The organism is Paraburkholderia eburnea, from assembly GCF_002917095.1.
Taxonomy (GTDB): Bacteria; Pseudomonadota; Gammaproteobacteria; order Burkholderiales; family Burkholderiaceae; genus Paraburkholderia; species Paraburkholderia eburnea.
This window is the reverse complement of the sequence record NZ_PQGA01000001.1, coordinates 111,996-138,265: the sequence shown is the minus strand read 5'-3', so window position 1 is coordinate 138,265 and position 26,270 is coordinate 111,996. Positions and strand designations below refer to the sequence as shown.

Below are 26,270 nucleotides of genomic sequence, written 5' to 3'. Positions count from 1 at the left end.
TGGTCTCGCGCACGCCCAGGTGCGCGCCCTGCATCGACGTTACGACAGATCGATGCATCGACGGGACACGAGACCACAATGAAAAAGAACCACCGGCTCCTGATCGTTTTTCCCTTTCTGTTTGCCTTGATGTTTACGCTGGGCGGCTGCGCGTCCGACGACCCGACATCCGCCGGGCCGCACGTTCGTCCGACACCCGAGCAGGTCATGAGCCGCTGTCTGAACGCGGTCGCGACGCCGGGTTTCGCGCCGCCCACCGAATCGACGCTGAGTTCTTGGCAGTGGCGGCGTTACGTCAACTGCAAGTTGGGCGGCAATATGCTGTCGAATCCGAAGAAGGTGCCGCTCGACACCGAGGCCGTGGTGTCGATCCGTTTCGCCAGTGACGGCTCGGTCGTCTCCGTGAAGCTGCTGCATTCGAGCGGCAACGATGAATACGACGAGGACGTCCAGCGCGCAATCGATGCGGCTTCGCCATTGCCTCCCGCGCCGCTCGCCTTGCATCTCACGCGTATCGACATGCGTTTCCATCCGGTGCGCGTGAATCCGCTCATCTTGCAAGGCGGTATGCCGGCAATCGGCGGCACGAATGCCGGCGCGGGCCTCAGCGACGAAACGCATTGGCGCGTGAAGAACTGCAACACCGCGCACGGCGTAAGCGAGTGCGATTGAATGCAAACGAGTGCGTTTGTGAGTGCTTGGGTGCGTGCGTTTGTGTCTTGAAAAACGAGGTCGATGCGCGACGAATGCTATGCTCTCGTTCGCCCGCGCAGATGCGTTCCGATCGCATGGGTTTCCCGCGGCTGAACAACACCGTAAAACGCAGCGCGAATCGAGTGCAAAACGCGCATCTGCACCTGCTCCTCACAAGCAAGACATCTTCACATGACGACTCTCATCAAGCGCGCTTCGGCCGAGGCGCGCGCATTCAACAAGACGCCTGCCACGACGACCGCCGAGGCCGCCGCGCCCGAACAGGCGGTCCCGGCTGCCCAGGTCGAAGCGATCGCGCCGGTTGCCGCACAAGCCGAAGCGCAAGCCGACGCACCGGCAGCGGCGCCCGTGGTCAAGGCCGCAGTCAAGTCGACAGCCCAGCGCGCGAGCAAGGCTGCAGCGAAGCCCGCTGCAAAACCGGCGGCGAAGAAGGTTGCAAAGCCGGCAGCAGCGGAAGTCGTGAAAGAAGCCGCTAAGGACGTGACTAATGACGTGGCTAAGGAAGCCGCTCCGGCCACGCCAGCACGCGCAAAGCGCGTGAGCGCGAAGACCGCGAAGACCGCGAAGACCGCGAAGACCGCGAAGACCGCGAAGACCGCGAAGGCTGTGAAGGCTGTGAAGGCAGCCCAGGCCGAGTCGGCGCCGAAGGTCGAAAAGATGACGAAGCGCAGCCGCCGCGCCGCCGCTGACGACGATCTCGACAATGCACCCGTCATCGACGCGCCGCGCAAGCCGCGTTTCGCGCCGGTCACGTTCTCGGAAGAGGGCGGCGTGCGTTACCTGCATTTCGGTACCGAATGGGTGCAGGGTGCGATGCGTCTTTCTAAGCCGCAACACATCGAACTCGAATACGCGCAGCAGATGATGGCCTGGCTGCTGTTCCTCGCCACGCCCGCGCGCATCGTGCAACTGGGTCTGGGCGCCGCGGCGCTGACCAAGTTCGCGCACCGCTATCTGCGTCCGGCGAAGGTCGAGGCGATCGAACTGAACCCGGCCGTTGTAGTCGCCGCACGCACGATGTTCGAACTGCCGCACGATGACGCGCGTCTGAGCGTTCGCGAACTCGACGCGTGGGATTTCGTGCAGGACCGCGCGAACCACGGCACGATCGGTGCGCTGCAGATCGACGTCTACGATGCGACCGCACGCGGTCCGGTGCTCGACAGCGTCGCGTTCTACCGCGCCGTGCGCGCGTGTCTCACGGATGCGGGCGTGGCGACCATCAACCTGTTCGGCGATCACCCGAGCTACGTGCGCAACATGAAGCGCCTGAAGGAAGCTTTCGACGGCCGCGTGATCGCGCTGCCCGAAGTGCACGACGGCAACCGCATCGCGCTGGCGTTCTCGGGCCCGGCGCTCGACGTGAGCTGGACGGCGCTCGACAAGCGCGCGCGTCTGCTCGAAACCCGGCTCGGCCTGCCCGCGAACCAGTGGGTCAAGGCGCTGCGCGCAGCGTGCAAGGAAATCGGCAAGGAAGGCGCGACGTTCGCCATCTGACGCTCATTTAGCGCTCCGCAAGCTGTGCAAAACCGGCCCCGCTCACACGGGGCCGGTTTTTTTTCGTCATGTTGCACAGCCGTGCTTTGGGAGAGCTGACAGTTTCTGATCCGAAACGTTGAAACCCGGTTGGGGTCGGCCCCGGTTGACCCGCCGTCACGGCGTCGGTAGGCTTTTCAGCGCTTTCGGGGAGCTTGCGAGGCACGCGCTCGCGGGCCTGCACCGGCCCTAATGAGGCCGCATAACAACATAAGTCGCGAGGAGGAGACGTCATGGCTCACGACGCCGACGCCGCAAAGGCCAGCAAGCACTGGCTCTGGCTGTTGCTCTTGCCCTGGATCGCCATGATCTGGGTGCCGTCGTACAACAAGGTCGAACCCACGTTGTGGGACTTTCCGTACTTCTACTGGTATCAGCTCCTTTGGGTGCTGATCAGCGCCCTCATCACCGCGCTCGTCTACTTCAAGACCAAGGACCGCTCCAAGGGCGGCAAGACGGGAGGCGCGCGATGAATGCCACCGCAACCTTCGTCTTTATCCTGTTCTTCGTCGGCGTGACGATCGTCGGCTTTCTGGCTGCGCACTGGCGTAAGGGCGATCTCGGCCATCTGGAAGAGTGGGGCCTGGGCGGCCGGCGCTTCGGCACCATCGTCACCTGGTTCCTGCTGGGCGGCGACCTCTATACCGCGTACACCTTCGTGGCGGTGCCGGCGCTGGTGTTCGGCGCGGGCGCGACGGGCTTTTTCGCGCTGCCGTACACGATCCTGATCTATCCGTTCGCCTTCGTGGTGTTCCCCAAGCTCTGGGCCATCGCCAAGCGTCATCAGTACGTGACCTCCGCCGACTTCGTGAGCGCACGCTACGGCAGCCGCATGCTCGCGCTGGCGATCGCGGTGACGGGCATCGTCGCGACCATGCCTTACATCGCGCTGCAACTGGTGGGGATCGAAGTGGTGATCGGCGCGCTGGGTTTCGATACGACCGGCTTCGTCGGCGATCTGCCGCTCATCATCGCGTTCGCGATTCTCGCGGCCTACACCTACACTTCGGGCCTGCGCGCGCCGGCCATGATCGCGGTGGTGAAGGACGTGCTGATCTACGTCACGATCGCCGTGGCCATCATCGTGATTCCGGCGCAGATGGGCGGCTTCGGGCATATCTTCGCCTCCGTGCCGCCGGCCAAGCTGCTGCTCAAGGCACCCGATGCGTCGAGCCTGAACGGCTATAGCGCTTACGCGACGCTCGCGGTGGGGTCGGCGCTCGCGCTGTTCCTCTATCCGCACTCGGTCACGGCGATTCTGTCGTCGTCGTCGGGCAACACCATCCGCCGCAATATGGCGATGCTGCCCGCGTACTCGCTCTTGCTGGGCCTGCTGGCGCTGCTCGGTTACATGGCGCTCGCCTCGGGCGTGAAGGACATGCCGCAGTACGCGCCGTACTTCAAAGCCTTCGGTCCGAGTTTCGCGGTGCCGGCGCTGTTCCTGCACTTCTTCCCGTCGTGGTTCGTGGGCGTGGCGTTCGCGGCCATCGGCATCGGCGCGCTGGTGCCCGCGGCGATCATGTCGATCGCGGCGGCCAATCTCTACACGCGCAACATCCACAAGGAGTTCGTCAACCGCAACATGACGCACGAGCAGGAGACCAATATCGCCAAGATGGTTTCGCTGATCGTGAAGGTGGGGGCGGTGGCGTTCATCCTGGGCCTGCCGCTGACCTACGCGATCCAGTTGCAGCTGCTCGGCGGCATCTGGATCATCCAGACGCTGCCCGCCATCGTGCTCGGCCTGTACACGCGTATGCTCGACTGGCGCGGCCTGCTGATCGGCTGGGCGGTGGGCATCGCCACGGGGACGTGGATGGCGATTTCGCTGCACCTGAAGGGTTCGATCTTCGTCGTGCATCTGTTCGGCATGGATGTGCCGGGCTATGCTGCGGTGTGGTCGCTGATCGTGAACCTGGTGGTGTCGGTGGTGATCTCCGCGCTGGTCCATCTGTTCGGTATGCAGAAGGGGCACGATCGCACGCGTCCCGAGGATTATCTGGACGTGCTCGAAAGCTGATACGGCTGCTCGCGGTCCACGCAGCGAAAGCCCGCAACGTCACGGTTGCGGGCTTTTGTTTTTCTGGTGCACGATGTTCGGCGTAACGGACACTTTCTTTGCGCCATGGCCTTATCCGAATCCGGTTTCCAGCCTCGTCCCGTGCGTCGACGCTCGCGGGCGGCGCGCGTCTGGCGTGCGCTCACCTCGCCGTTCTATCGCTATCGCAACGCCGCCGTCATCCATGCCGTGCGCGTGGGCCTGGCGATGCTCGTGTCGATTCTTGCCACCACGGGCATCGACATTCCGCACGGCATCTGGTCGTCGGTCACGTTGCTCGTGGTGATCGGCGGCCTTCAGCATCACGGCAACATCCGCAAGAAGGCGACCGAGCGGGCGCTGGGCACGCTGCTCGGCGCATTGATCGGGCTGACGCTGATCGTCGTGCAGGCCGTGACGGGTTCGACATGGCTCACGTATTCGCTGATGTCGGTGGTCGCGGCGGTGTGCAGCTATTACGCGATCGGCAAGCCGGGTTATGTGGCGCTGCTCACGGCCATTACGATGTGCATCGTCGCCGGTCACGGCGACAACCTCATTGATACGGGTCTGTGGCGCACGCTCAATGTGATGATCGGCATTGTGATCGCGCTGGCGTTCTCGTTCGCGTTGCCGCTGCATGCCACGTATTCGTGGCGTTATCGCCTCGCCGACAATCTGCGCGAATGCGCGCGCGTGTATGCACAGATCGTCGGTGGCGCGCACGTCGATGCCGAAATCCAGGTCGAGCAGTTTCGCCGCCTCAACACACGCCTCGTGCAGTTGCGCGCGCTGATGCCTTCGGTGGCGAAGGAGATCGACGTGCCGGTGGCGCGGCTCGAACAGGTGCAGCGGCTGCATCGCTCGCTACTCAGTTCGCTGGAGATGATGTCGACGGGACTCGGCCACTACGAGCAGCAACTCGTGCGGATGGCTTTTGCGCAGCGCAGCGCGAGCGTGCGCGAGGCGCTGCTGGCGACGGCGCGCTCGCTGCGTTTTGGCGGCGGGCGTCATCCGGAGGCGGCGGCGCGGGCGTTGCGCTCGGGCCCGCTCGACTCGCGCGGCGCCGCGGACGACGAGCGCGCGCCTACGACCGCCGCACCGCTCGCACCGGAAATGCAGGGACCGTACTGGCTCGAACAGCGTTTCGAGGAGCAGGTGGGGCAACTGCGTGCCTTGCTCCTCGAAACCGAACCGAGATGGAACATCGAGCGCGCGCATCTGCACCGCATGGTGTGACGCGCGCGAACGGCGCCTTAGCCCTTAAGGCGAGGGGTTTTCGAGCGGCGGCGCGGTGACCATCCACGGCACGCCGAACTTGTCGGTCAACATGCCGAAGCCGGGCGACCAGAAGGTCTTCTGGAACGGCATGCCGATTTGCGCGCCGCTGGAGAGCGCATCGAAGTAGCGCTGCGCCGTGGCGGCGTCGGGCGCCGTGAGCGAGACGCTGAAGCCTGTGAACGTGTCGTGATGCGTCATGCACCCGCCGTCGGACATCATCAGTTGCGCGTCGCCGACCTGGATCGTCGCGTGCATGATCTTGTCGGCCAGTTCGGGCGGCAGCGGGCGCTGCGGATCGGGCGGACCTTCCTTGAAGCGCATCTTGAACAGCTCCGTGGCGCCGAGCGCTTCGCGATAGAACGCGATCGCTTCCTCGCAGGTGCCGTTGTAGAACAGATAGGGCTGGATTTGCATCGTCATCTTCCTTGCCGACTGCAGGGTAGGCCGCTGCCTTGAGCCGCGTTCGTGTGCGCGGCGCGTCGGTGCGCGTCTGTGGGGTAACGGCGCCCGACATCGGGGAGCGGATTCGCGCGGCTCGCTGGGCCGCTGCCCTGATTCTAGGCGTGCGCGTACACGCTTCAGGGGCGCGTGTCGCCAGGGTTTGCGAGAGCGCAGACTGGAATGGAGATTGCCGACGCCCGCGCCCCCGAAGAGCGATGCAAAAAGGGCCGCCCATGTCGAATGGAACGGCCCTTTGCCTGTCGCTAGCCCACTAACCTGGGCTTAACGGAGAATTTAACTGAGCGCTTACTTCGCGCGCAGTTCCTCGACGATCTTGTCGAGCTTGACCGCGTCGGCGGCGAAAGCGCGGATGCCTTCGGCGAGCTTTTCGGTCGCCATCGCGTCTTCGTTGAGCTGGAAGCGGAACGAGGCCTCGTCCACGGCCACGCGCTCGATCTGCGCGTTCTTGAACGCTTCGGCCGACAGCTTGCGCTCGATCTTTTCGCTGCTGTCATGCAGCTTTTGCAGCAGATCCGGGCTGATCGTGAGCAGGTCGCAGCCCGCGAGTTCGACGATCTGGCTCGTGTTGCGGAAGCTCGCGCCCATCACCTCGGTCTTGTAGCCGAACTTCTTGTAGTACGCGTAGATCTTGCGCACCGACTGCACGCCCGGATCGTTGGCGCCGCCGTCCTTCGCGTCGTCCCAGTCCGCGCCCTTGGCCTTCTTGTACCAGTCGTAGATGCGGCCGACGAACGGCGAGATCAGTTGCGCGCCCGCTTCGGCGCACGCCGCGGCCTGCGCGAGCGAGAACAGCAGCGTCATGTTGCAGTGGATGCCTTCCTTCTGCAGCACTTCGGCGGCGCGGATGCCTTCCCACGTCGAGGCGAGCTTGATGAGCACGCGCTCCTTGCCAATGCCGGCCTGCTTGTAGAGATCGATGATGTGATGGGCCTTGTCGATCGACTTCTTCGTGTCGAACGACAGACGCGCATCGACTTCGGTCGACACGCGGCCCGGGATGATCTTGAGGATTTCGGTGCCGAAAGCGATCAGCAGATGGTCGATGATCGCTTCGACCGATTCGCTCGCGTGATCGCGCACGGTTTTTTCGAGCAGCGGACGATATTCCGCCTTCTGCACGGCCTTGAGGATCAGCGACGGGTTGGTGGTCGCGTCCTGCGGCTTGTACTGGACGAATTGCTGGAAGTCGCCCGTATCGGCGACGACGGTGGTGTACTGCTTGAGCTGATCGAGTGCGGTAGTCATGTCTGGCCTTGTGGGCGCATTCGCGCCGGCGTCGGGGAAAGTTGAACGGCCTGCGTGCCCGAACGGCTGGCTCGGGCGGCGCAGGGCGAAACGCTAAAACGCGATGTGCTGGTACGCGCGCCTGTACGCGAAAGGGCGATGCCGCGCCGATGCAGCAGGTTCGGCGGACCGTCGCGGTTCACTACGTCATTTTATGGCGGATCGGCAGGCGGTGCGATGACGCGGGCGTTCCGAACGGAATTCGGCGCAAATTGGGTGCCATGGCTTGCCATTTGCCGTCGATGCGGCCTTCACGCACGCCGCGCGTTGAGCACGAACTGCGTGAGCACGCCCGCGACCAGCCCCCAGAACGCCGCGCCGATCGACAGCAGCGTGAGGCCCGAGGCCGTCACCATGAAGGTCACGAGCGCCGCCTCGCGCTCCTTGGGGTTCTGCATCGCGTTAGTGAGGCCGCTCATGATCGAGCCGAACAGCGCCAGCGCCGCGATCGACACCACCAGCGCCTGCGGGAACGCCGCGAACAGCGCCGCGATGGTCGCGCCGAAGATGCCTGCGATCAGATAGAAGATGCCGCACCAGACCGCCGCCATATAGCGCTTGCTGCGGTCCTCGTGTGCGTGCGGGCCGGTGCAGATCGCCGCCGTGATCGCGGCGAGGTTGATGCCGTGCGAGCCGAACGGCGCGAGCACGAGCGAGGCGAGGCCCGTGGTGGCGATCAGCGGCGAGGAGGGCGTGTCGTAGCCGTCGGCGCGGATCACGGCGATACCGGGCACGTTCTGCGAGGCCATCGCCACGACAAACAGCGGAATGCCGATGCTCACGATCGCCTGAACCGAGAACGCGGGCATCGTGAAAACGGGTCTCGCCACGGCCACGCGGAAGTGGCTGAAGTCGAGCAGGCCAAGCGCCGCCGCCGCCGCGATGCCCACGATCAGCGTGCCGACGATCGCATAGCGCGGCACGAAACGCTTCATCAGCAGGTAGGCGAAGAACATGGTGAGCACGAGTGGCGTCTGCACCTGGGCGGCGTGAAAGATCTCGATGCCGATCTCGAACAGGATGCCCGCGAGCAGCGCCGCCGCGATGCCGGCGGGAATGCGCTTCATGAGCGTGTCGAACCAGCCCGTGAGGCCCACGGCGGTGAGCAGCAGGGCGCAGACGATATAAGCGCCGATGGCCTCGGCATAGGGCACGTGCGGCAGCGAGCTGATGAGCAGCGCCGCGCCGGGCGTGGACCACGCCACCACGGTGGGCGCGCGGAACCACAGCGACAGGCCGATGGTGGTCACCGCCATGCCGATCGACAGCGCCCAGATCCACGAGGAAATCTGCGCGTCGGTGAGATGCGCGGCCTGGCCGGCCTGAAACATCAGCACCAGCGAACTGGTGTAGCCCGTCATCATCGCGACGAAACCGGCCACGATCGTGGCGACCGACGTATCGGCGAAAGGCCGCAGCGGTCCCGCCCGGAAGTTCGCCGGCAGATCGGGGGATGAAGGCGCGGTCATGCTGAAACTCCTGATTGTCGTTGTGCGCGCAACCGTATGGTCGAACGGTCTGGTAGCTTGATGCGGCGTGAAGGGGCTTGAAGGGTTTATTTGCTCAGCACGCGCATGGCCGTTTCCAGCCCGGCGACGGTGAGCGGATACATGCGGTGCCCGAGGATTTCGCGAATCACCGACACCGACTGGCGGTATTCCCATAGCCGTTCGGGCTCGGGATTGAGCCACGCGAAATGCGGGAACTGATCGGCCAGACGCCGCAGCCAGACGGCGCCCGCTTCCGGATTGTTGTACTCGACCGAGCCGCCCGGCTGCAGCACTTCGTAGGGACTCATGGTCGCGTCGCCCACGAAGATGAGCTTGTAGTCGGGCGTGAACTTGTGCAGCAGATCCCACGTGGGCGTGCGCTCCGCGTGGCGGCGGCGGTTGTTCTTCCACAGGTAGTCGTAGACGCAGTTGTGGAAGTAGTAGAACTCCAGATGCTTGAACTCGGCCTTGGCCGCCGAAAACAGTTCTTCCGTGCGCCGGATGTGATCGTCCATCGAGCCGCCCACGTCGAGCAGCATCAGCACTTTCACGTTGTTGTGGCGCTCCGGCACCATCTTGAGATCGAGCCAGCCCGCGTTCGCGGCGGTGCTGCGGATCGTGTCGTTGAGATCGAGTTCTTCGGCGGCGCCTTCGCGCGCGAAGCGGCGCAGGCGGCGCAACGCCACCTTGATGTTGCGCGTGCCGATTTCCAGTTGATCGTCGTAGTCGCGATAGGCGCGCGCGTCCCAGACCTTCACGGCGCTGCGCTGGCCGCCTTCGCCGCCGATGCGGATGCCTTCCGGGTTATAGCCGCCGTTGCCGAACGGCGAGGTGCCGCCCGTGCCGATCCACTTGCTGCCGCCCTCGTGGCGCTCCTTTTGCTCCTCGAACAGTTCCTTCAGGCGCTCCATGAGCTTGTCGAGACCGCCCATCGCCTCGATCTGCGCGCGTTGCTCGGGGGTGAAATCGCGTTCGAGCTTTTTCTTGAGCCAGTCCTCGGGAATTTCGAAGGCCTGCGCGGACTTCGCCTCGATGCCGCGAAAATACGCGCCGAAGGCCTGATCGAAGCGGTCGAAATACTGTTCGTCCTTCACGAGCGTCATGCGCGCGAGGTAGTAGAAGTCGTCCAGCGACGGCGCGATCACGCGCTCCTTGAGCGCTTCCACGAGCGTGAGGTACTCCTTCACGGAGACCGGCAGCTTCGCGTCGCGCAGCGTGTAGAAGAAGTCGATCAGCATGCGGGTTCTCCGGGCGTCGTGCCTGCTTTGCGCGGCTTAGCGGTTGTGACGGTTCATGTAGATGAGCCGCTCGAACAGTGTCATGTCCTGTTCGTTCTTCAGCAGCGCACCCGCGAGCGGCGGCATCGACTTCGAACCGTCCACGGCGCGCAGCGCCTCGGGCGGAATGTCTTCGGCGAGCAGCAGCTTGAGCCAGTCGAGCAGTTCGGACGTCGAAGGTTTTTTCTTCAGGCCCGCGACGTTACGCAGTTCGAAGAAGCTTTCCATCGCCGCGTTGAGCAGCTCTTTTCGAATGCCCGGATAGTGGACTTCGACGATGCGCTGCATCGTGGCCGGATCGGGAAAGCTGATGTAGTGGAAGAAGCAGCGGCGCAGGAAGGCGTCAGGCAGTTCCTTCTCGTTGTTCGAGGTGATGATGACGAGCGGGCGCTGCTTCGCCTTGATGATCTCGCGCGTCTCGTAGACGTAGAACTCCATGCGGTCGAGTTCGCGCAGCAGGTCGTTGGGGAATTCGATGTCGGCCTTGTCGATCTCGTCGATCAGCAGCACGCTTTGCTGCTCCGATTCGAAGGCCTGCCACAACACGCCCTTGACGATGTAGTTGCGGATGTCCTTCACGCGCTCGTCGCCGAGCTGCGAGTCGCGCAGGCGCGAGACCGCGTCGTATTCGTAGAGACCTTGCTGCGCCTTGGTGGTGGACTTGATGTGCCATTGCATCAACGGCATGTCCAGCGCGGCGGCCACTTCCTCGGCCAGCATGGTCTTGCCGGTGCCGGGCTCGCCCTTGATGAGGAGCGGGCGCTTGAGGGTAATGGCGGCGTTGACCGCGAGCTTGAGATCGTCGGTGGCGACGTACTGCGAAGAGCCTTCGAAACGCGTGGCGCGCATGATGAACCGCTCGCTGAAAAAAATCCCAGTATAAGTCAGATGGGGTGTTGCATCAGGAGGCGCTCGCGTATCGTTGGCTGCGCCCGATGCGGTACTCATTGGCTACCCCGTGAGCACCGCGTCACCAGTGTTTCCGGACCGAACCGCCAGGATTTTGTCGCCCGCGCATCGATTTCGTATCGATAGTCGAGCGAGCGTTGCGCCTTGCGCGCCTGTCGCGTGCAGCGCATCAGGGATGACCCGCACGACCTGCCGCAAAGGCCGCCCGCATAACGCTCAAGCCCCGTCTGGCGGGCCTGAGCGGGCGCGCGGCGTGCGGCAGCCCCGTGGACGGGCGGCGCGGCGTCGCGGTATACTCAGACCGATTTTTTTCGGCCTGCACGGCGACCCAAAAGTAAAACAGCAGTAATGCGGCGCAGGTCGTGGCCTGCGGTTCGGGCGTTCGAATCCCCTCAAGCCAGGTTGGATGCTATGAAAAAAATTGTCGGCAGGCACGTCATGCTCGGCGCTGTAACCGTGCTGGCGGGCTTCGCGGCCACGGCACACGCGGATGTCGTGGGCGACGCGAAAGCAGGTCAAGGCAAGGTTGCGATGTGTATCGGCTGTCATGGTATTCCCGACTACCGCACCGCCTATCCCGAGGTCTACCACGTGCCCATCCTGGGCGGCCAGAACGCGCAGTACATCCAGAACGCGCTGCACGGCTACAAGAAGGGCGATCGCCACTTCGAAACGATGCACGCCATCGCGACCACGCTGACCGAGCAGGATATCGCCGATATCGCGGCTTATTACGCGTCGCAGACGGCCACGTCCAAAAACAACCCCGAGAAGTAACCGGCACGGGAGACGAGAATCCATGAACAAGCCCTCCTATACGGCCCCGGCCGTGCGTGCCGGTGCGCGCGCCTACACCCGTGACTCGCTGTTCAAGGCCGCCGTGCTGGCGTCAGGCGCCGCCGCGCTGGCCGCGACGCTCGCGCTGCAGCCCGCGCACGCCGCCGATGCATCCAACGGCAAGGTGCTCGCCGACAGCCACAACTGCGCGGCCTGCCACGGCGTGAACCTGAACAAGCCGGTCAGCCCGGAGTATCCGAAGCTCGCCGGCCAACATGCCGACTACATCTACTGGGCGCTGCGCCAGTACCAGATGGGCAACGGCAACCCGCATCTCGGCCGCAGCAATCCGATCATGCAGGCGCAGGTCCAGAGCCTGTCGCAAAGCGACATGAAGGATCTCGCCGCGTATATCGAATCGCTCAAGGGCGATCTGATCGACAAGAAGTGAGTTTGATGCGCGCCGCATGAGGCGCGGATACGAAAACACCCCGCGTGAGGCGCGCTTTCGGGCGCCGCAGGCGGGGTGTTTTTATGGTGCCGCGCGCGTGCGCTGCGCCCGGTGGCGCTCAGTCGCGTGTGGCGCGGCGCTCGATGCGCTGCAGATAGGCATCAGTGTCGGGTGGCGTGTTGGTGCGCTGCGCTTCCCAGATCGTTTCGCCCAGGCACTCCATGATCGCGTGCTGCGCGTCGTGCGTGGAACCCATGCGCGACGCGAGCCGGTCATGCGCCGCGCGGATGCCCGGCGGCTGGTCGATCGACAACTGTTCGCTGATCGCCAGATGCATCGACAGATGCAGGAAAGGGTTGCTCTGGCCGCGCTCGGGCGAGTAGTCCTGCACGGCGGCCTGATCGGCGTCGGCGAGTTCCGCGTGGTACTCGGGATGCTCGACGATCCAGTCGGCGGCGATCGCTTCCAGGGGCGTGAGGATTTCGCCTGCGCGCTGCTTGCGCCAGGTCTCGGTGAAAAAGCGGCGGACTTCGTCGCGGCTGGGATTGAACATCGTGAATCGTGGGGTGATGGGATCTGTACTGGGGGCCAGAAACCGCTCGAAAGGGCGTCGGCGCTCGGAAGGCCCATTCTACGTCGCCGGGCGCGAGTGCGCTGTCAGAGTTCGGGAGGCGGCGTTTTCGGCTTGAATTCGCAGAGCGGCTCGATCACGCAATGCCAGCATTCCGGGCGGCGCGCCTTGCAGACGTAGCGCCCATGCAGGATCAGCCAGTGGTGTGCGTCCTGCAGGAACTCCTTCGGCGTGAATTTTTCCAGCGCGATTTCGACGGCCTTCACGTCCTTGCCCGGCGCGAGTCCCGTACGGTTGGCAACGCGGAAAATGTGCGTATCGACGGCGATGGTCGGATGACCGAAGGCCGTGTTGAGCACCACGTTCGCCGTCTTGCGGCCCACGCCCGGCAAGCCTTCGAGCGCCTCGCGCGTCTGCGGGACTTCGCTGCCGTACTGCTCGACCAGGATCTTGCAGGTGGCGATCACGTTCTTCGCCTTGGTGCGGTACAGGCCGATCGTCTTGATGTAATCGGCCACGCCTTCCTCGCCCAGCGCGAGCACCGTTTCCGGCGTGTTCGCGACCGGAAACATCTTGCGCATGGCCTTGTTCACCGATACGTCGGTGGCCTGCGCGGACAGCAGCACGGCGATCAGGAGTTCGAACGGCGTCGAAAACTCCAGCTCGGTCGTGGGATGCGGATTGAGGCTTTGCAGCGTTTCGTAGATGGCGCGGCGCTTGGTGGCGTTCATGGCTCTTGCGGTGGGGGCGGGGGCCGTGGGTTTTTTATGCGGGCTTGTCGTCGTTTTTCGGGGCGTCCGGGGCTGCCTCGTCCGTATCGGATTTCGCGGCCATGCCGAGACGTTTGCGGCGCGCTTCGGCGGCATCGATCTGCGCCTGCACGTCGGCGCTCACGTGATCGGTGTTGCGAGGGCCTTCGCCGCGCGCGGCCAGCTCTGCCTTCTTCTGGCGCGCGCGTTCCAGCGCGGCCTGGATGATGGCTTTCTTCTTCGCCTGGGCGTCGTCGACGGGGGCTGCGGCAGGGGCGCCTACGTCCGGCGTTGCGGCCGCGGGCGGCGTGGCCGCAGGCGCAGCGGCGGCTGCGCGACGGGCGGCGGCGCGGGCTTCGGCGGCGTCGCGCTCGGCGGCCAGGCGGGCCTGGTGGCGGTCGTGGCGCAGACGCGCCTCGTCGGCCTGCTGCTGCGTCCAGGCGTCCCAGCCGGTTGCCGCGCCGGTCACGGGGATCATCGCGATGCAGTCCACCGGGCAGGGCGCCACGCACAGGTCGCAGCCCGTGCAGAGGTCCGTGACGATGGTGTGCATCTGCTTGGGCGCGCCGACGATCGCATCGACCGGACAGGCCTGCATGCACAACGTACAGCCGATGCACACCTGCTCGTCGATGAACGCGACGGGGCGGGCGCGCTCGACGCCGTTATCCGGATTGATCGGAATGACGGGCTTGCCGAGCAGATGCGCGAGGCGCGCGACGCCTTCGGCGCCGCCGGGCGGGCACTGGTTGTAGTTCGCGGCGCCGGCGGCGACGGCTTCGGCGTAGGGCCGGCAGCCGTCGTAGCCGCACTTGGTGCATTGGGTCTGGGGCAGCAGATCTTCGATGCGATCTGCGAGTGTCTTGGAATCGTTCACGGTCGCAATTTCTACGCTGGCCCGGTGGAGTTCAGGCGGGCACAAACGGGTACAAGCAGGTACAAGCAGGTACAAGCGGGCACAAACAGGTACGGGCAGGCAAGCGGGGGCGGTCGGGCAGGCGCTGCGCGCGTGCGGCGCCAAAGCCGGCATTATCGCCGATTTCCCGCATTGCCATCGCACGGGCATGTGCCATAATCAAAGCGCTTAATTCGAATGTTCAACCCGTCCGAATGTCCGGCCCACGCGGCACGGCTTCGCGCGCAGGGCAAGCGGATCGGGCATTGCAGGACGGCGTCAGACACGCAGCGCTGCACGAGGGCTCCGGGCGGCCTGCGAATAAAGAAACGAACGAAAACAAACGAAGATCGAAAAACGAAGGGTGTCAGTCCATTAACCTGGCGCGCCCCGTGAAACGCTGCCGCTACATGGGTTTTTTGGAGAGACCCGGCAGTGCCCAGCGGGAACCCGCGCGCCTATCGAGCGATCCTGCCACCATGAATCAGCCGAAAATCAAAAGAGATCCTGAAGGCACACGCCGTCGCATCCTGCTCGCAGCGGCCGAAGAGTTCGCAGGCGGCGGCCTGTTCGGTGCCCGCGTCGATCAGATCGCGCGACGCGCCGAGACCAACGAGCGCATGCTCTATTACTACTTCGGCAGCAAGGAGCAATTGTTCACCGCGGTGCTGGAGCATGCCTTCGGCGCACTCAACGAGGCCGAGCGCGCGCTCGATCTCGCGGGTCTCGCGCCCGTCGAGGCCATCACGCGGCTCGCGCACTTCGTCTGGGATTACTACCGCGACCATCCCGAACTGTTGCGGCTCGTGAACAACGAGAACCTGCACGAAGCGCGCTACATGCTCAAGTCCACGCGCATCCACGAGATGGTGTCGCCGATCGTCGCCACGCTCGGCAGCATCCTGTCGCGCGGCGAAGCGGCGGGGCTGTTCCGCTCGAACATCGATCCGTTGCGCCTGTACGTGACGCTGTCGGGCATGGGCTATTACATCGTGTCGAACCGCTACACGCTCAACGCCACGCTGGGCCGCGACTTCAGCACGACCACGGAGCGCGCCGAAATCATCCAGCTCAACACCGACATGCTGCTTGCGTTCCTGATGCGCAAATAAGCCGCGCCCGGGCATTCTCGAAGGCACATTGCCAAAGAAAAACGCCGCACCCTCATTGGCATGAGGCGCGGCGTTTGCACAGGGTCGCGCGGGACGATCCCGCCAGGCTCAGACGACAGCGCTTTCCTTGGCCGGCTGTTTCGCCTGCGGCTGATGCTGGCGGATGAAGTCGCGCAACTGCGGATAGATGATGGTGCGCCAGCGGCGGCCCGAGAAAATACCGTAGTGGCCGCACTTTTCCGCGGTCAGATGGTGCTTGTCCTTTTCGGGGATGCTCGCGCACAGGTCGTGCGCGGCGCGCGTCTGTCCGGAGCCCGAAATATCGTCGAGTTCGCCTTCGATCGTGAAGAGCGCCGTGTCGCGGATGTCCTGCGGCCGCACCCGCTCGCCCGCGACGTCCCAGGTGCCTTCGGCGAGGCTGAAGTCCTGGAACACCGTGCGGATCGTTTCCAGGTAATACTCGGCGGCCATGTCGAGCACCGCGTTGTATTCGTCGTAGAACTGACGATGTGCTTCGGCGTCCTCTTCGTCGCCGCGCAGCAGGCTCTTGTAGAAGTCCCAGTGCGCCGTGGTGTGACGGCCCGGATTCATCGCGACAAAACCCGCGTGCTGCAGGAAGCCCGGATAGACCTCGCGGCCTTCGCCCGGATAGTTGGCCGGCACCGGATGGATCACGTTGTTCGCAAACCATTCGAGCGAGTGCTCGGTCGCCAGCGAGTTCACGGCCGTGGGGCTGCGGCGCGCATCGATCGGGCCGCCCATCATCGTCATGGTGAGCGGGGTGGGCTCGCCGCGGCTCGCCATCAGCGAAATGGCCGCGAGCACCGGCACCGTCGGCTGGCAGACCGACAGCACATGGAGATTCTTCGCACCGATGTGGCGGATGAATTCCTGGATGTACGCAACGTAGTCGTCCAGATGAAACGCGCCTTCTTCGAGCGGCACCATGCGCGCGTCGATCCAGTCGGTGATATAGACCTTGTGGTCCTGCAGCAGCGTGCGCACGGTGTCGCGCAGCAGCGTCGAATGGTGACCGGACAGCGGCGCGCACACCAGCACCGAGGGCTCGTCCTTGAGCGCGGCGACGGCGGCGGTATCGTCGGCGTAGCGCTTGAAGCGCAGCAGACGGCAGAACGGCTTTTCGACGATCGTCTGTTCGACGATCGGGATGTGGTGGCCATCCTTTTCGATCTGCTTGATGTTGAACTCGGGCTTTTCGTAGTCCTTGCCAAGCCGGTAGAGCAGTTCGTAGCCGGCGGCCAGACGCGAGGCGCCCGGCACGAGCGAGAACGGGCTCGACGGATTGGTGAACGACTTGGAAGCAGCCTGGGCCCACGCGGTAAGTGGGCTAAGCAATGCGCGCTGGTATTCGCGAATTTGGTAGAGCATGGATGCTCCAGCATCAGGGGCCGGATCGAATCCTGGTCGCGCCGGAAAGACGCAGCGAGGAGTCGGCCCGCATGTTGATCGGTCAGGCCTTGAATCAGGCTTCAGTCATACTGTCAGACAGGCTATATATCGGCTGCGCATAGCGCCGCTTGAGCGAAAAATCAACGGTGCGCCGCGGTCGTGCCGGACTGGGGCCGTGGCAAGCCACATGACAGGCCGCACGACCTGCGGACCATCCTATCGGACCCCAGAACGTTGTGCAACGCAACATGCCAAGTTTATCGCACCTCTTACAAACGTGTCGGCGTATTCGTACGTTGACTCCTTCGCGATCCTGACTTCGCGCCATCCTGACTATGACGCCGCAGCCGCGATATCGGCTTCCATCGGCGGGACGCCCTCGGGATGGCCGGTTTCGCTGGCCATTTCCTGCTCGTGGCGCATCAGGTTCAAACCCGTATGAACGAGTGCGACGTGCGAGAAGGCCTGTGGGAAATTTCCCACAAGACGGCCTTCGATCGGGTCGTATTCCTCGGCCAGCAAACCGACGTCGTTGGCGAGCGCGAGCAGGCGTTCGTACATTTTGCGCGCATCGTCCATGCGGCCCTGGAGCGCGAGGTTATCGACCATCCAGAAGCTGCAGGCGAGGAACGTGCCTTCGCCGGGCGGCAGGCCGTCGTTGAAGTCGGTGGTGCGGTAGCGCATCACAAAACCTTCACACATCAGATCGCGCTCGATGGCCGCGACCGTGCCCGCGATGCGCGGGTCGTCGGCGGGCAGAAAGCCCACCAGCGGCATGAGCAGCAGGCTCGCGTCGAGATCGGTGCCGCCGTAGATCTGCGTGAAAGAATTCAACTCCTGGTTGAAGCTGCGCTCGCAGATCTGCGCGTGGATGGTGTCGCGCAGTTCGCGCCAGTGTTCGAGCGGGCCGGGCAGATCGAATTTTTCGGCCGAGCGCACGCAGCGGTCGAACGCGACCCACGCCATCACCTTCGAAAACGTGAAGTGCTGGCGCCCGCCGCGCGTTTCCCAGATGCCTTCGTCCGGCTCGGTCCAGATCGTTTCGAGGTGTTCGAGCATCGCGCACTGGATCGACCATGCGGTGTCGTCGGCCTGCAGGCCGCCCACGCGCGCGAGGTGCAGCGCGTTCATCACTTCGCCATAAACGTCGAGCTGCAATTGCCCGACCGCGTTGTTGCCCACGCGCACGGGTCTGGAGTTTTCATAGCCCGGCAGCCAGTCGAGTTCGATCTCGGGCAGGCGCCGTTCGCCCGCGATGCCATACATGATCTGCAATTGCGAGGGCGAGCCCGCCATCACGCGGCCAAGCCAGGCGCGCCATGCGCGCGCTTCGTCGTAGTAGCCGCCGCGCATCATGGCGAGCAGGGTGATGGTGGCGTCGCGCAGCCAGCAGTAGCGGTAGTCCCAGTTGCGCGTGCCGCCCAGTTGCTCGGGGAGCGAAGTGGTGGGCGCGGCGACGATGCCGCCGGTCGGCTCGTAGGCCAGCGCCTTGAGCGTGATGAGCGAGCGGCGGATCGGCGCGGCCCAGCGGCCCTCGACGGTGCCGCGCGCGGCCCATTCTTCCCAGAAGTTCTCGGTGCGCGCGAGCGCCGTGAACGGATCGCGCGGCGGCGGCAGACGCAGATGCGAGGGCGCGTAGGCCATCGAAAAGGGCACGCGCTCGCCTTCCTTGACGTCGAATTCGGCGACGGTGCGCATGTTCTCGCCCTGGAGATCGACGGGCGTGCGCAACACGATGGTGTCCGGGCCGACCGTGGCCTTGATGCCGCTCTCATAGGTCAGACGGCTCACCCACGGCACGGAAAATCCATAGTCGAAGCGCAGCACGAACTCGCATTGCATGCGCACCGTGCCGCGACGGCCCACCACGAGGCGCACGAGTTCGGTCCAGCCATTGCCGGGCGGCATGAAGTCGATCAGCGTGACGGCGCCCTCGGGCGTTTCGAAATCGGTTTCGAGGATCAGCGTTTCGCCGCGATAGCGGCGCGTGGATTTGATCTGAGCGGGCGTGCCGTCGGCGGCGGGCGCGGGGGCGATTTGCCAGTGGCCGTTTTTCTCGGTGCCGAGCAGCGCCGCGAAGCAGGCGCCGGAGTCGAAACGCGGCCAGCAGAGCCAGTCGATGGAACCTTCGCGGGACACGAGCGCGGCGGTGTGGCCGTCGCCGATCAATGCATAGTCTTCGATGAGTGCGGGCATGGTAAGCGGATTGACGGCTTGCGTGGTGCGGTTGGTACGTTGGGGTACTGCGACTGCGCTTCGGACAAGAGTAGTGGCTGTGAGGTCGAATGCGCAACGAGTTTTGCGGCGTACCGCTCGCGGGCACACGCAAAAGAGGGCTGCGGCAGCGGGCGCGGCGCGCCGCTCAGGGCGCGCTCAAGATGAACGATGGACGGGCATCAACGGATGGCGGCGCGTGAACCGCGCTCAGAAATTCAGAAATGCCCGCCCGTACCGAACAGGCCGATGATCCCGATGATGATGAGATAGAGCGCAACGATGTAGTTGAGCAGGCGCGGCACGACGAGAATCAGAATGCCGGCGATGAGCGCGACAAGCGGGCCGATGGCGACATGGATGTTCATCTTCACTCCTTGTTAGGCGAGGTCGTTCGCGAGTGGCTTGCTGCAGCGCTTGCTGCGCGCTGGCAGCGCGATGGCGGGCAACCTCTCGTATACTGCGCTTCCAACCCTCATAAGATTGGTGCTCGCGCAATCGGCGTCGTCCGGCTTTCGTGTTTCGTCAGCCCTGAGACGCGATATTGCGCGCCGCCGATCAACTCCAGGCTCGACAAGAAGAAAGGAGGTCGACATGTTTCAAGGCCATGCAGCCGCAATCGCCGTGCCCATTCAGACGCGCAAGCCACGCGCGCCGCGCATCCCGAAGCGCGGAATCATCCATCAGATCATCAAGGGTATTGCCGTCATGGCTTCAGTCGCCGCGTCCGTTGCCGCTCCCCAGGCGTTCGCGCAAACCGGTGCGAACGCCGATGTCGCGGGCAACGGTGTCTACGACCTGATCGTCGGCACCTACACGGGCGGCAAGAGCGAAGGCCTCTACGTCTACCGCTTCGACTCGAAGACGGGCGACGCGCAACAGGTGAGCGTCGCGAAGACGGTGAATCCGTCGTATCTGGTGGTGAGCCGCGACAAGCGTTTCGTCTATGCCGTGAACGAACTGCCCGGCGACAACGGCCCGGCCAGCGTGCGCGGCGACGTGAGCGCCTTCGGCTTCGACGCCGCGAGCGGCCAGCTCACCTTCCTCGACAAGGTGTCGGCCCAGGGCAACGATCCGTGCTATCTGAGCCTGTCGCCGGACGGCAAATATCTGCTCGTCGCCAACTATTCGGTCGCGGCGGACCCGGGCGGCAGCTTCGCCGTGCTGCCCATCGAGCAGGACGGCAAGCTCGGCCAGTCCGTGCTGACCGTGCATCACGAAGGCGGCGGGCCGGTCAAGGGACGCCAGGACAACGCGCACGTCCACTCGACGGTGTTCTCGCCCGATGGCCGCTATCTCTTCACGCAGGATCTGGGCACCGACAAGCTCTGGACCTACCGCTACACGCCGGACGGCACGCGCGGCCTCGTGAGCCCGGCCGAATGGCGCTACACCGACGTGAAGTCCGGCACCGGCCCGCGTCATCTCGTGTTCGGCAACGATGGCCGTCACGCGTACCTCACGAGCGAACTGGCGGCCACCGTCAGCGTGTTCGGCTATGACGACGGCCGCCTGAAGCTGGAGCAGGTCGAAAAGCTCGCCGAGCCGGACTTCAAGGGCGCGGTGGGCGGGTCGGCGCTGCACTTCTCGCCGGACGGCAAGTTCCTCTACGTGTCCAATCGCGGCGACGCTAACGACATTTCGATCTTCGCGGTCGATCAGACGAGCGGCAAGCTCAAGCGCGTGGGCCGTCAGGCGAGCCTCGGCAAGTCGCCGCGCGAGTTCGCGATCGACCCGAGCGGCCAATGGCTGATCGTCGGCAACCAGAACAGCGATACGGCATATGTGTTCCGCCGCGATCAGGAAACGGGTCTGCTCGAAGCGAATCCGAAGAAGATCGACATCGGCTCGCCGGTCGATTTCAAGTTCGTGGCGCCTTAAGCCTTAAGGTCGGTGGCATAAAAAAACGCCGCGCGGATCAATTCCGCGCGGCGTTTTTCGTTTGAGACAACGTGACTTGATGCTTACTCGGGCTGACCCGGCACGAGCACTTCGCGGCTGCCGTTGATGCCCATCGGCGAGACGAGGCCGGCCGCCTCCATCTGTTCGACCAGACGCGCGGCGCGGTTGTAGCCGATGCGCAACTGACGCTGCACCGACGAAATCGACGCCCGCCGCGTGCGCACGACGAAGGCCACGGCCTCGTCGTAGAGCGGATCGGCTTCCGCCTCGGGCGACTCGCCGAACAGATCCTGCGGCGCGCCTTCGGAAGCCGGGCCGTCGAGGATGCCTTCGACGTATTCCGGCTCGCCGAACTGCTTCAGATACTCCACTACGGCATGCACTTCCTCGTCGGCGACGAACGCGCCGTGCACGCGCTGCGGGTAGCCCGTTCCCGGCGGCAGGAACAGCATATCGCCCTGGCCGAGCAGCGATTCGGCGCCCATCTGGTCCAGAATCGTGCGCGAGTCGATCTTCGACGACACCTGGAACGCCACGCGTGTGGGGATGTTCGCCTTGATGAGACCCGTGATGACGTCCACCGAAGGCCGCTGCGTCGCGAGAATCAGGTGGATGCCCGCCGCGCGCGCCTTTTGCGCGAGACGCGCGATCAGCTCTTCGATCTTCTTGCCCGCGACCATCATCAGGTCGGCCAGTTCGTCGATCACCACGACGATCATCGGCAGCGCCGAAAGCGGCTCGGGCGCCTCGGGCGTGAGCGAGAACGGGTTGCCGATCTTGCGCTCGTTCGCTTCGGCGTCGCGGATCTTCTGGTTGAAGCCCGCGAGATTGCGCACGCCCACGGCCGACATCAGCCGGTAACGCTTCTCCATTTCTCCGACGCACCAGTTGAGCGCGTTGGCCGCGAGCTTCATGTCGGTGACCACCGGCGCGAGCAGATGCGGAATGCCTTCGTAGACGGAAAGCTCCAGCATCTTCGGGTCGATCATGATGAGGCGCACGTCCTCGGGCGTCGCCTTGTAGAGCAGCGAGAGGATCATCGCGTTGATCGCCACCGACTTGCCCGAACCGGTCGTGCCCGCAACGAGCATGTGCGGCGCCTTGGCGAGGTCCGTGACGATCGGATGCCCGACGATGTCCTTGCCGAGCGCGATCGTGAGCTTCGATTGCGAGCGCTGATACGGCGTCGATTCGAGGATCTCGGACAGGCGGATCATCTGGCGTTTGGCGTTCGGCAATTCGAGACCCATGCAGGTTTTGCCGGGAATCGTCTCGACCACGCGGATCGACGTGAGGCCGAGGCCGCGCGAGAGATCCTTCATCAAGCCGACGATCTGGCTGCCGCGCACGCCGAGCGCAGGCTCGACTTCGAAGCGCGTGATGACCGGCCCCGCCGAGGCGCCGACCACCGTGACCGGCACCTTGAATTCCTGCAGGCGCTGCTCGATCAACTGGCTGGTTTCGGCGAGCTTTTCTTCGGAGACGTATTCGATTTCGGCCGAGGACGGCTCAAGCAGATCGAAGCCGGGAAGCTCGACCGCCGAGGCGCTGAGCGGCTGGAATTCGAACGACGTCGGCGCGTGACCGCGCACGGGCGGGCGCGCGGGTTCGGGTGCCGGCGCAGGCGCAGGGGATAGGGCCGGTGTTGCTGCCTCGATTGGCGCGGCGCTCGCGAAGGCCGTGGGCGCGATGGCGGGCGTCGGTGCCTGCGTTTGCTCCCACGGCGGCGTGAGGGTTGCGGCTGGCGCGGGCGCGGCGATGGGGGCAATCGGCGCGAAGCTGGCCCCTGCGATCGGCTCTGCCGGAAGGTGCCATGCAGGCGCTGCCGGAACGGGCGCGAGCGGGGCCGCCTCGATCGGCGCGGCGGGCACGAAGGGCGCCGACGCCGGTGTGAGAGCTGGCTCCCACGGCGGCGCGACCGGCACGACCGGCAGATTCGGCACGGGTGCGGGTGCGGCAGGCAACTGCACGATGGGCATGTGCCACGCCGGCATCGCCGGTTCGACTTCAACGGCTTCGCTCGTGCTCGCGGCGGCGGGCGCAGGCGTCATCGCGCCGGTTGCGGCTGCAACGGTTTGTGCCGCGTCCATGGCCGGTGCAATCGTGCCGATTGCCTCACTGGCGACGGTCGGCGTCACCATCGCGGCGATGTCGAATGGCGCCGTTGCGGGTTGCGATTCGGCCGGTGCGGCAACAGGCACGTTCTCGACCGGAGCCGACGCCGCGTGCGCGGTCTCGACGACAGGGGGATGCTCAGGCTCGGGTTCTACCGGTGCCGCTTCGATCGCGGGCGTTTCCTCGTGCTGCGTCGGCGCGGCTGTCGCGACGACGCTTTCCAGCCGGACTTCGTCGCGGATTGCCTCGGCGATTGCCGGGGTTTCAGCAGGCGTTTCAGCAGGCACGAGCGCTTCGTCGGCGGCTTTCGCTTCCTCCTCGGCGGCGGCCCTGGCGATGAATGTCGGCAGCGCCGCGCTGAACGCGGCGGTGAATTCGTCGACGGCAGGGACGTGCGTTTCGGCAGCTTCGGGCTGCGGCGTCACGAAGCGCGTGTCCGGTTCGTGCGCGTCTTGCGGCTCGGCTACCGGGGGTTCGATTTCCTCTTCGGGCTGCGCGACAGGCACGGGTGCCGACGCGAGGCGCGGGAAACGTACGATGTTGCTGGTGCTTTCGATGGCCTGTGCCTGCGGCGTGACTTCGTGCGCCGGCGCTTGTGCTACCCCATCTGCGTGCGTCGAATCGAGCTGCGCGGGTGAGGCGATGGCGGTTTCGTCGGCCACGGCCTCGACGGGCTCGTCATCGAGCAGAACCCACGGCATCCCTTTGTCGAAGCTCGGCCAGGTGATCGACGCTTCCACGGGCGCGGCGGGCTGCGTCGGTTCCGTTGACGCGGGCGCGTTCTCGTCTGCGCCGATAAGGAAATCGGGCAGCGTGTTGTCCGCGCGTGGCGTCGTTTCGACAGGCGGCTCTACGGCTTCTAACGGCGTAACCGCAGCGGGTCCGGATTCGGCCTGAATGGCTTCGGGTACGGCCACCGTTGCGTCCTGCGTCTCCGGCACGGGCCGATGAACTGCGGCGCTTGACGTGTCCAGGAGTGCCTGGGCAGGCGTTTCGGGTTCTTCAGACGCAACGGCTTCGCTGTGTTCCAGCGTTTCGACCGATTTAACCGATTCAATCGAGTCAACCGGCAAGGCAATCCGCGGCGCGGCCAGCGGAAATTGCGCGTGTCCGGCAGGTGTCGATGCATCGGCTTCCGCTTCGGGCGATTCGTGCAAGACAGACGAAACAGGCTGGGTGAAAGGCGCGAGGGCATCGGCTTCAGCCGGCGCCTCGGTTGGCGCGGCAGTGTCTTCGACACCACTGCGGCGCGCGAGGCTCGCCCCGGCCAGCGACGTCCAGCGCGCGGCGTTTTCCTCGATCGAGCGCAGCGTTTCGAGCACGCTGGAGGACAGCGGCGCTTGCGGGGCGGCGGCTGCGGGCGTCGCCGGGCGCGAGTAGGCGGGCGCGACCGGGCTGACTTCGGCAATCGGCGTACCCATCGGAGCACTCAGCGGCGCGCTGATCGGCGCACTGAGCGGCGGGCTGATGGTGGCCGGCGTGCGCAGCGCGGTGCTCGGCGTCGTTTTGGTCGGCCACACGAAAGGCCGCGCGGGCTTCGCCTGGAGGCGCGGCTGCGGCGCTGCGGCTGCCGCCGCGCGTGCGGCCGTGCTGCCCGCGACCGGCGGCGGCGCACTACGGCGCGCAGGGGCCGGACTGGAGTAGGGCGAAACGATTGGATCGACCGCGTTCGGGACATGCGGCGCGTTCGGCACGGGGCTGCGCGGCATCATGGACGCCATCGAAGCCATCGGCGCGGCTTGTGCCGCGACCGGCGCGGGCGGCCGCATCGAGGGCGCGCGGATTGGCGCGCTGCCCTGCGAATGGATCGGCGAAAGTCCGGGCGTCGCTGCGCCTGAAGCGGGACGCCCAGGCGCGAGGCGCCACGACGGCGCACCGCCCGCAGCCGCGCCAGTGCCGGCGAGCGCCGCGCCCTGCGCGCCCGCGCCAGCAGCGGCGACCGCGACACCGCCGAGGCCCGTCATCGCCTGGCGTTGCACATCGGCGGCGAAAGGGGAGGCCGACGCCATGCCATTCGGGCCGCCGACGCTCGCGCGCCGCGCCTCGCCAGCCATCGCGCCCGTTTGCGGCGCGGACGGCATCGGCGCGCGCGCGGCGGGTTGACCTTCGCGCAGCCAGCCGAGCGGCGCGGTCGGTTCACTGCGCGCCCATGCTGCGGCGGGGCTTGGCGGCGGCGAAGCGAAATCCGGCTCGCTGCGCCACGGGGAATTATCCATCGGCGCGACACCTGTACCGCGCGCGGCGTCGGCGCCCGGCGCTGCGTTGGCGGCGGCTGCACCCGCTGCCGTGGCCGCACCCGCAGCCGCGCGTTTGCCCGGCATCTGCGGACGCCAGACGGTCGGACGCTTGCGGCGCGTGTCGTCGTGCGGCACGGGGGTGCCGGCGCCGGAGCCGATATTCGGGCCGTCGCCCGCCGCGAGGCCGCCGCCCAGTCCCAGCGCGCTGCCGAGGCTGCCCAGTCCGGCGAGGCCCGCACTGATTCCCGACGAGGCGCCCGAGGCCTTCGCGCCATCCTGCGCCGCGCGGCGGCTGCGGCGCGAGACGCGCTCGCCGTCATCGTCGTCGTCGCGGGAGGGGCGAATATTCAGGCCCAGGCCGAGCGACACGTCGGCCCAGACGAAAAAGTCGCGCCAGCGGAAGTCGATGAGCCAGGGCAGGCTCACGAAGAACAGCGCCGCGACGGCAAGCGGCGCGGCGACGTGGCCGATCAGCTTGCCGAGGCCGTCCGCGATTGCGTGGCCGAGGGCGTCGAAACCGCCGATGTGGAGGAGGGAGGCCTCAAGCGCGCAACTCGACAGCAGCACGCAGAAAAAGCCGAGCCACAGCCGGATCGTGCCGGGCCCGCGCAAGCCCGCGCCGCCGGGCAGCACCGACTTCACGAGACGCCAGATCAGAGGGATGAACCAGACGGCCGATAAGCCGAACCAGCCAGGAACTACCGTGTGCATGCCAGAGATCTACGATGAAAGTTTGGGCAGGATGTCGAGTGTAACCGCTCGACCCTGGTGCGCCGCCATGCGCGTTGTCGCGGCGCCGCAGTGGCGGGGGCGCTGTCAGGGAAGCAGCGGAGAATCGGCCAGAAA

21 protein-coding genes are annotated in these 26,270 nt (G+C 65.5%); 9 read left to right on the top strand and 12 right to left on the bottom strand.

The features are described from left to right. Window positions 1-78 precede the first annotated feature (78 nt). The 5 genes from B0G62_RS00660 to B0G62_RS00635 all read left to right on the top strand — a co-directional run bounded on the left by B0G62_RS00660 (window position 79) and on the right by B0G62_RS00635 (window position 5,527). Window positions 79-672 (top strand): energy transducer TonB, encoded by a 594-nt coding sequence (locus tag B0G62_RS00660; RefSeq protein WP_103701553.1) that lies wholly within the window; start codon window positions 79-81, stop codon window positions 670-672. A gap of 699 nt (window positions 673-1,371) precedes the next feature. After that, entirely contained in the window at window positions 1,372-2,211 is an 840-nt protein-coding gene (locus tag B0G62_RS00650) for a class I SAM-dependent methyltransferase (protein ID WP_407671104.1), read from the top strand. A gap of 272 nt (window positions 2,212-2,483) precedes the next feature. Beyond that, window positions 2,484-2,723: a DUF3311 domain-containing protein gene (locus B0G62_RS00645; RefSeq protein ID WP_103701551.1), complete on the top strand. Its 240-nt coding sequence runs from the start codon at window positions 2,484-2,486 to the stop codon at window positions 2,721-2,723. Next, window positions 2,720-4,270 carry a monocarboxylate uptake permease MctP gene (gene mctP, locus B0G62_RS00640; RefSeq protein WP_103701550.1) on the top strand — a complete coding sequence of 517 codons (1,551 nt, stop codon included), beginning with the start codon at window positions 2,720-2,722 and terminating at the stop codon, window positions 4,268-4,270. The genes B0G62_RS00645 and mctP overlap by 4 nt, the downstream gene beginning before the upstream one ends. Window positions 4,271-4,375: 105 nt before the next feature. Beyond that, complete coding sequence (locus tag B0G62_RS00635; RefSeq protein WP_103701548.1) at window positions 4,376-5,527, top strand: FUSC family protein; 1,152 nt, start codon at window positions 4,376-4,378, stop codon at window positions 5,525-5,527. 24 nt (window positions 5,528-5,551) lie between these two features. Here B0G62_RS00635 and B0G62_RS00630 read toward each other — a convergent pair whose 3' ends face one another. From B0G62_RS00630 to B0G62_RS00610, 5 genes are all read right to left on the bottom strand, one after another. After that, window positions 5,552-5,989, bottom strand: coding sequence for a VOC family protein (locus B0G62_RS00630; protein WP_425270993.1), 438 nt, complete (start codon window positions 5,987-5,989; stop codon window positions 5,552-5,554). A 327-nt stretch (window positions 5,990-6,316) separates the two neighbouring features. Beyond that, window positions 6,317-7,276, bottom strand: coding sequence for a transaldolase (gene tal / locus B0G62_RS00625; RefSeq protein WP_103701546.1), 960 nt, complete (start codon window positions 7,274-7,276; stop codon window positions 6,317-6,319). 290 nt (window positions 7,277-7,566) lie between these two features. Continuing rightward, window positions 7,567-8,784, bottom strand: a complete 1,218-nt coding sequence (locus B0G62_RS00620) for a benzoate/H(+) symporter BenE family transporter (RefSeq protein ID WP_103701544.1) — start codon at window positions 8,782-8,784, stop codon at window positions 7,567-7,569. 86 nt (window positions 8,785-8,870) lie between these two features. Next, window positions 8,871-10,043 (bottom strand): vWA domain-containing protein, encoded by a 1,173-nt coding sequence (locus B0G62_RS00615; protein WP_103701542.1) that lies wholly within the window; start codon window positions 10,041-10,043, stop codon window positions 8,871-8,873. 36 nt (window positions 10,044-10,079) lie between these two features. Next, a complete protein-coding gene (locus B0G62_RS00610) occupies window positions 10,080-10,931 on the bottom strand; it encodes an AAA family ATPase (protein ID WP_103701540.1) in 852 nt (283 codons plus the stop codon). A 471-nt stretch (window positions 10,932-11,402) separates the two neighbouring features. Here B0G62_RS00610 and B0G62_RS00605 point away from each other — a divergent pair, with 471 nt between their 5' ends. Both B0G62_RS00605 and B0G62_RS00600 read left to right on the top strand, forming a co-directional pair. After that, window positions 11,403-11,768, top strand: coding sequence for a c-type cytochrome (locus tag B0G62_RS00605; RefSeq protein ID WP_103701538.1), 366 nt, complete (start codon window positions 11,403-11,405; stop codon window positions 11,766-11,768). A 22-nt stretch (window positions 11,769-11,790) separates the two neighbouring features. Beyond that, complete coding sequence (locus B0G62_RS00600) at window positions 11,791-12,219, top strand: c-type cytochrome (protein WP_103701536.1); 429 nt, start codon at window positions 11,791-11,793, stop codon at window positions 12,217-12,219. Between the two features lie 118 nt (window positions 12,220-12,337). Here B0G62_RS00600 and B0G62_RS00595 read toward each other — a convergent pair whose 3' ends face one another. From B0G62_RS00595 to rsxB, 3 genes are all read right to left on the bottom strand, one after another. Beyond that, window positions 12,338-12,772, bottom strand: coding sequence for a DUF1841 family protein (locus B0G62_RS00595; RefSeq protein ID WP_103701534.1), 435 nt, complete (start codon window positions 12,770-12,772; stop codon window positions 12,338-12,340). 104 nt (window positions 12,773-12,876) lie between these two features. Beyond that, window positions 12,877-13,521, bottom strand: coding sequence for an endonuclease III (gene nth, locus B0G62_RS00590; RefSeq protein WP_103701532.1), 645 nt, complete (start codon window positions 13,519-13,521; stop codon window positions 12,877-12,879). A gap of 34 nt (window positions 13,522-13,555) precedes the next feature. Further along, a complete protein-coding gene (rsxB, locus tag B0G62_RS00585) occupies window positions 13,556-14,416 on the bottom strand; it encodes an electron transport complex subunit RsxB (RefSeq protein WP_167401163.1) in 861 nt (286 codons plus the stop codon). Between the two features lie 497 nt (window positions 14,417-14,913). Here rsxB and B0G62_RS00580 point away from each other — a divergent pair, with 497 nt between their 5' ends. Next, window positions 14,914-15,546 carry a TetR/AcrR family transcriptional regulator gene (locus tag B0G62_RS00580; RefSeq protein ID WP_103701528.1) on the top strand — a complete coding sequence of 211 codons (633 nt, stop codon included), beginning with the start codon at window positions 14,914-14,916 and terminating at the stop codon, window positions 15,544-15,546. Between the two features lie 108 nt (window positions 15,547-15,654). Here the strand turns inward: B0G62_RS00580 and B0G62_RS00575 are convergent, their stop codons facing one another. The 3 genes from B0G62_RS00575 to B0G62_RS00565 form a co-directional block, all read right to left on the bottom strand. Beyond that, on the bottom strand, window positions 15,655-16,935 hold the full coding sequence (locus B0G62_RS00575; RefSeq protein WP_103701526.1) for a polyhydroxyalkanoate depolymerase: 1,281 nt from the start codon (window positions 16,933-16,935) through the stop codon (window positions 15,655-15,657). Window positions 16,936-17,289: 354 nt separating this feature from the next. Continuing rightward, the gene (locus B0G62_RS00570) at window positions 17,290-19,152 is read right to left on the bottom strand and encodes a glycoside hydrolase family 15 protein (protein WP_103701524.1); all 1,863 of its coding nucleotides are present in this window, start codon (window positions 19,150-19,152) and stop codon (window positions 17,290-17,292) included. A gap of 236 nt (window positions 19,153-19,388) precedes the next feature. Further along, on the bottom strand, window positions 19,389-19,538 hold the full coding sequence (locus B0G62_RS00565; RefSeq protein ID WP_103701522.1) for a DUF3096 domain-containing protein: 150 nt from the start codon (window positions 19,536-19,538) through the stop codon (window positions 19,389-19,391). A 226-nt stretch (window positions 19,539-19,764) separates the two neighbouring features. On the opposite strand from B0G62_RS00565, the gene B0G62_RS00560 reads away from it, so the two are divergent. Continuing rightward, window positions 19,765-21,051: a lactonase family protein gene (locus tag B0G62_RS00560; protein WP_103701520.1), complete on the top strand. Its 1,287-nt coding sequence runs from the start codon at window positions 19,765-19,767 to the stop codon at window positions 21,049-21,051. An 83-nt stretch (window positions 21,052-21,134) separates the two neighbouring features. Here the strand turns inward: B0G62_RS00560 and B0G62_RS00555 are convergent, their stop codons facing one another. Continuing rightward, complete coding sequence (locus B0G62_RS00555; RefSeq protein WP_103701518.1) at window positions 21,135-26,135, bottom strand: FtsK/SpoIIIE family DNA translocase; 5,001 nt, start codon at window positions 26,133-26,135, stop codon at window positions 21,135-21,137. Window positions 26,136-26,270 lie beyond the last annotated feature (135 nt).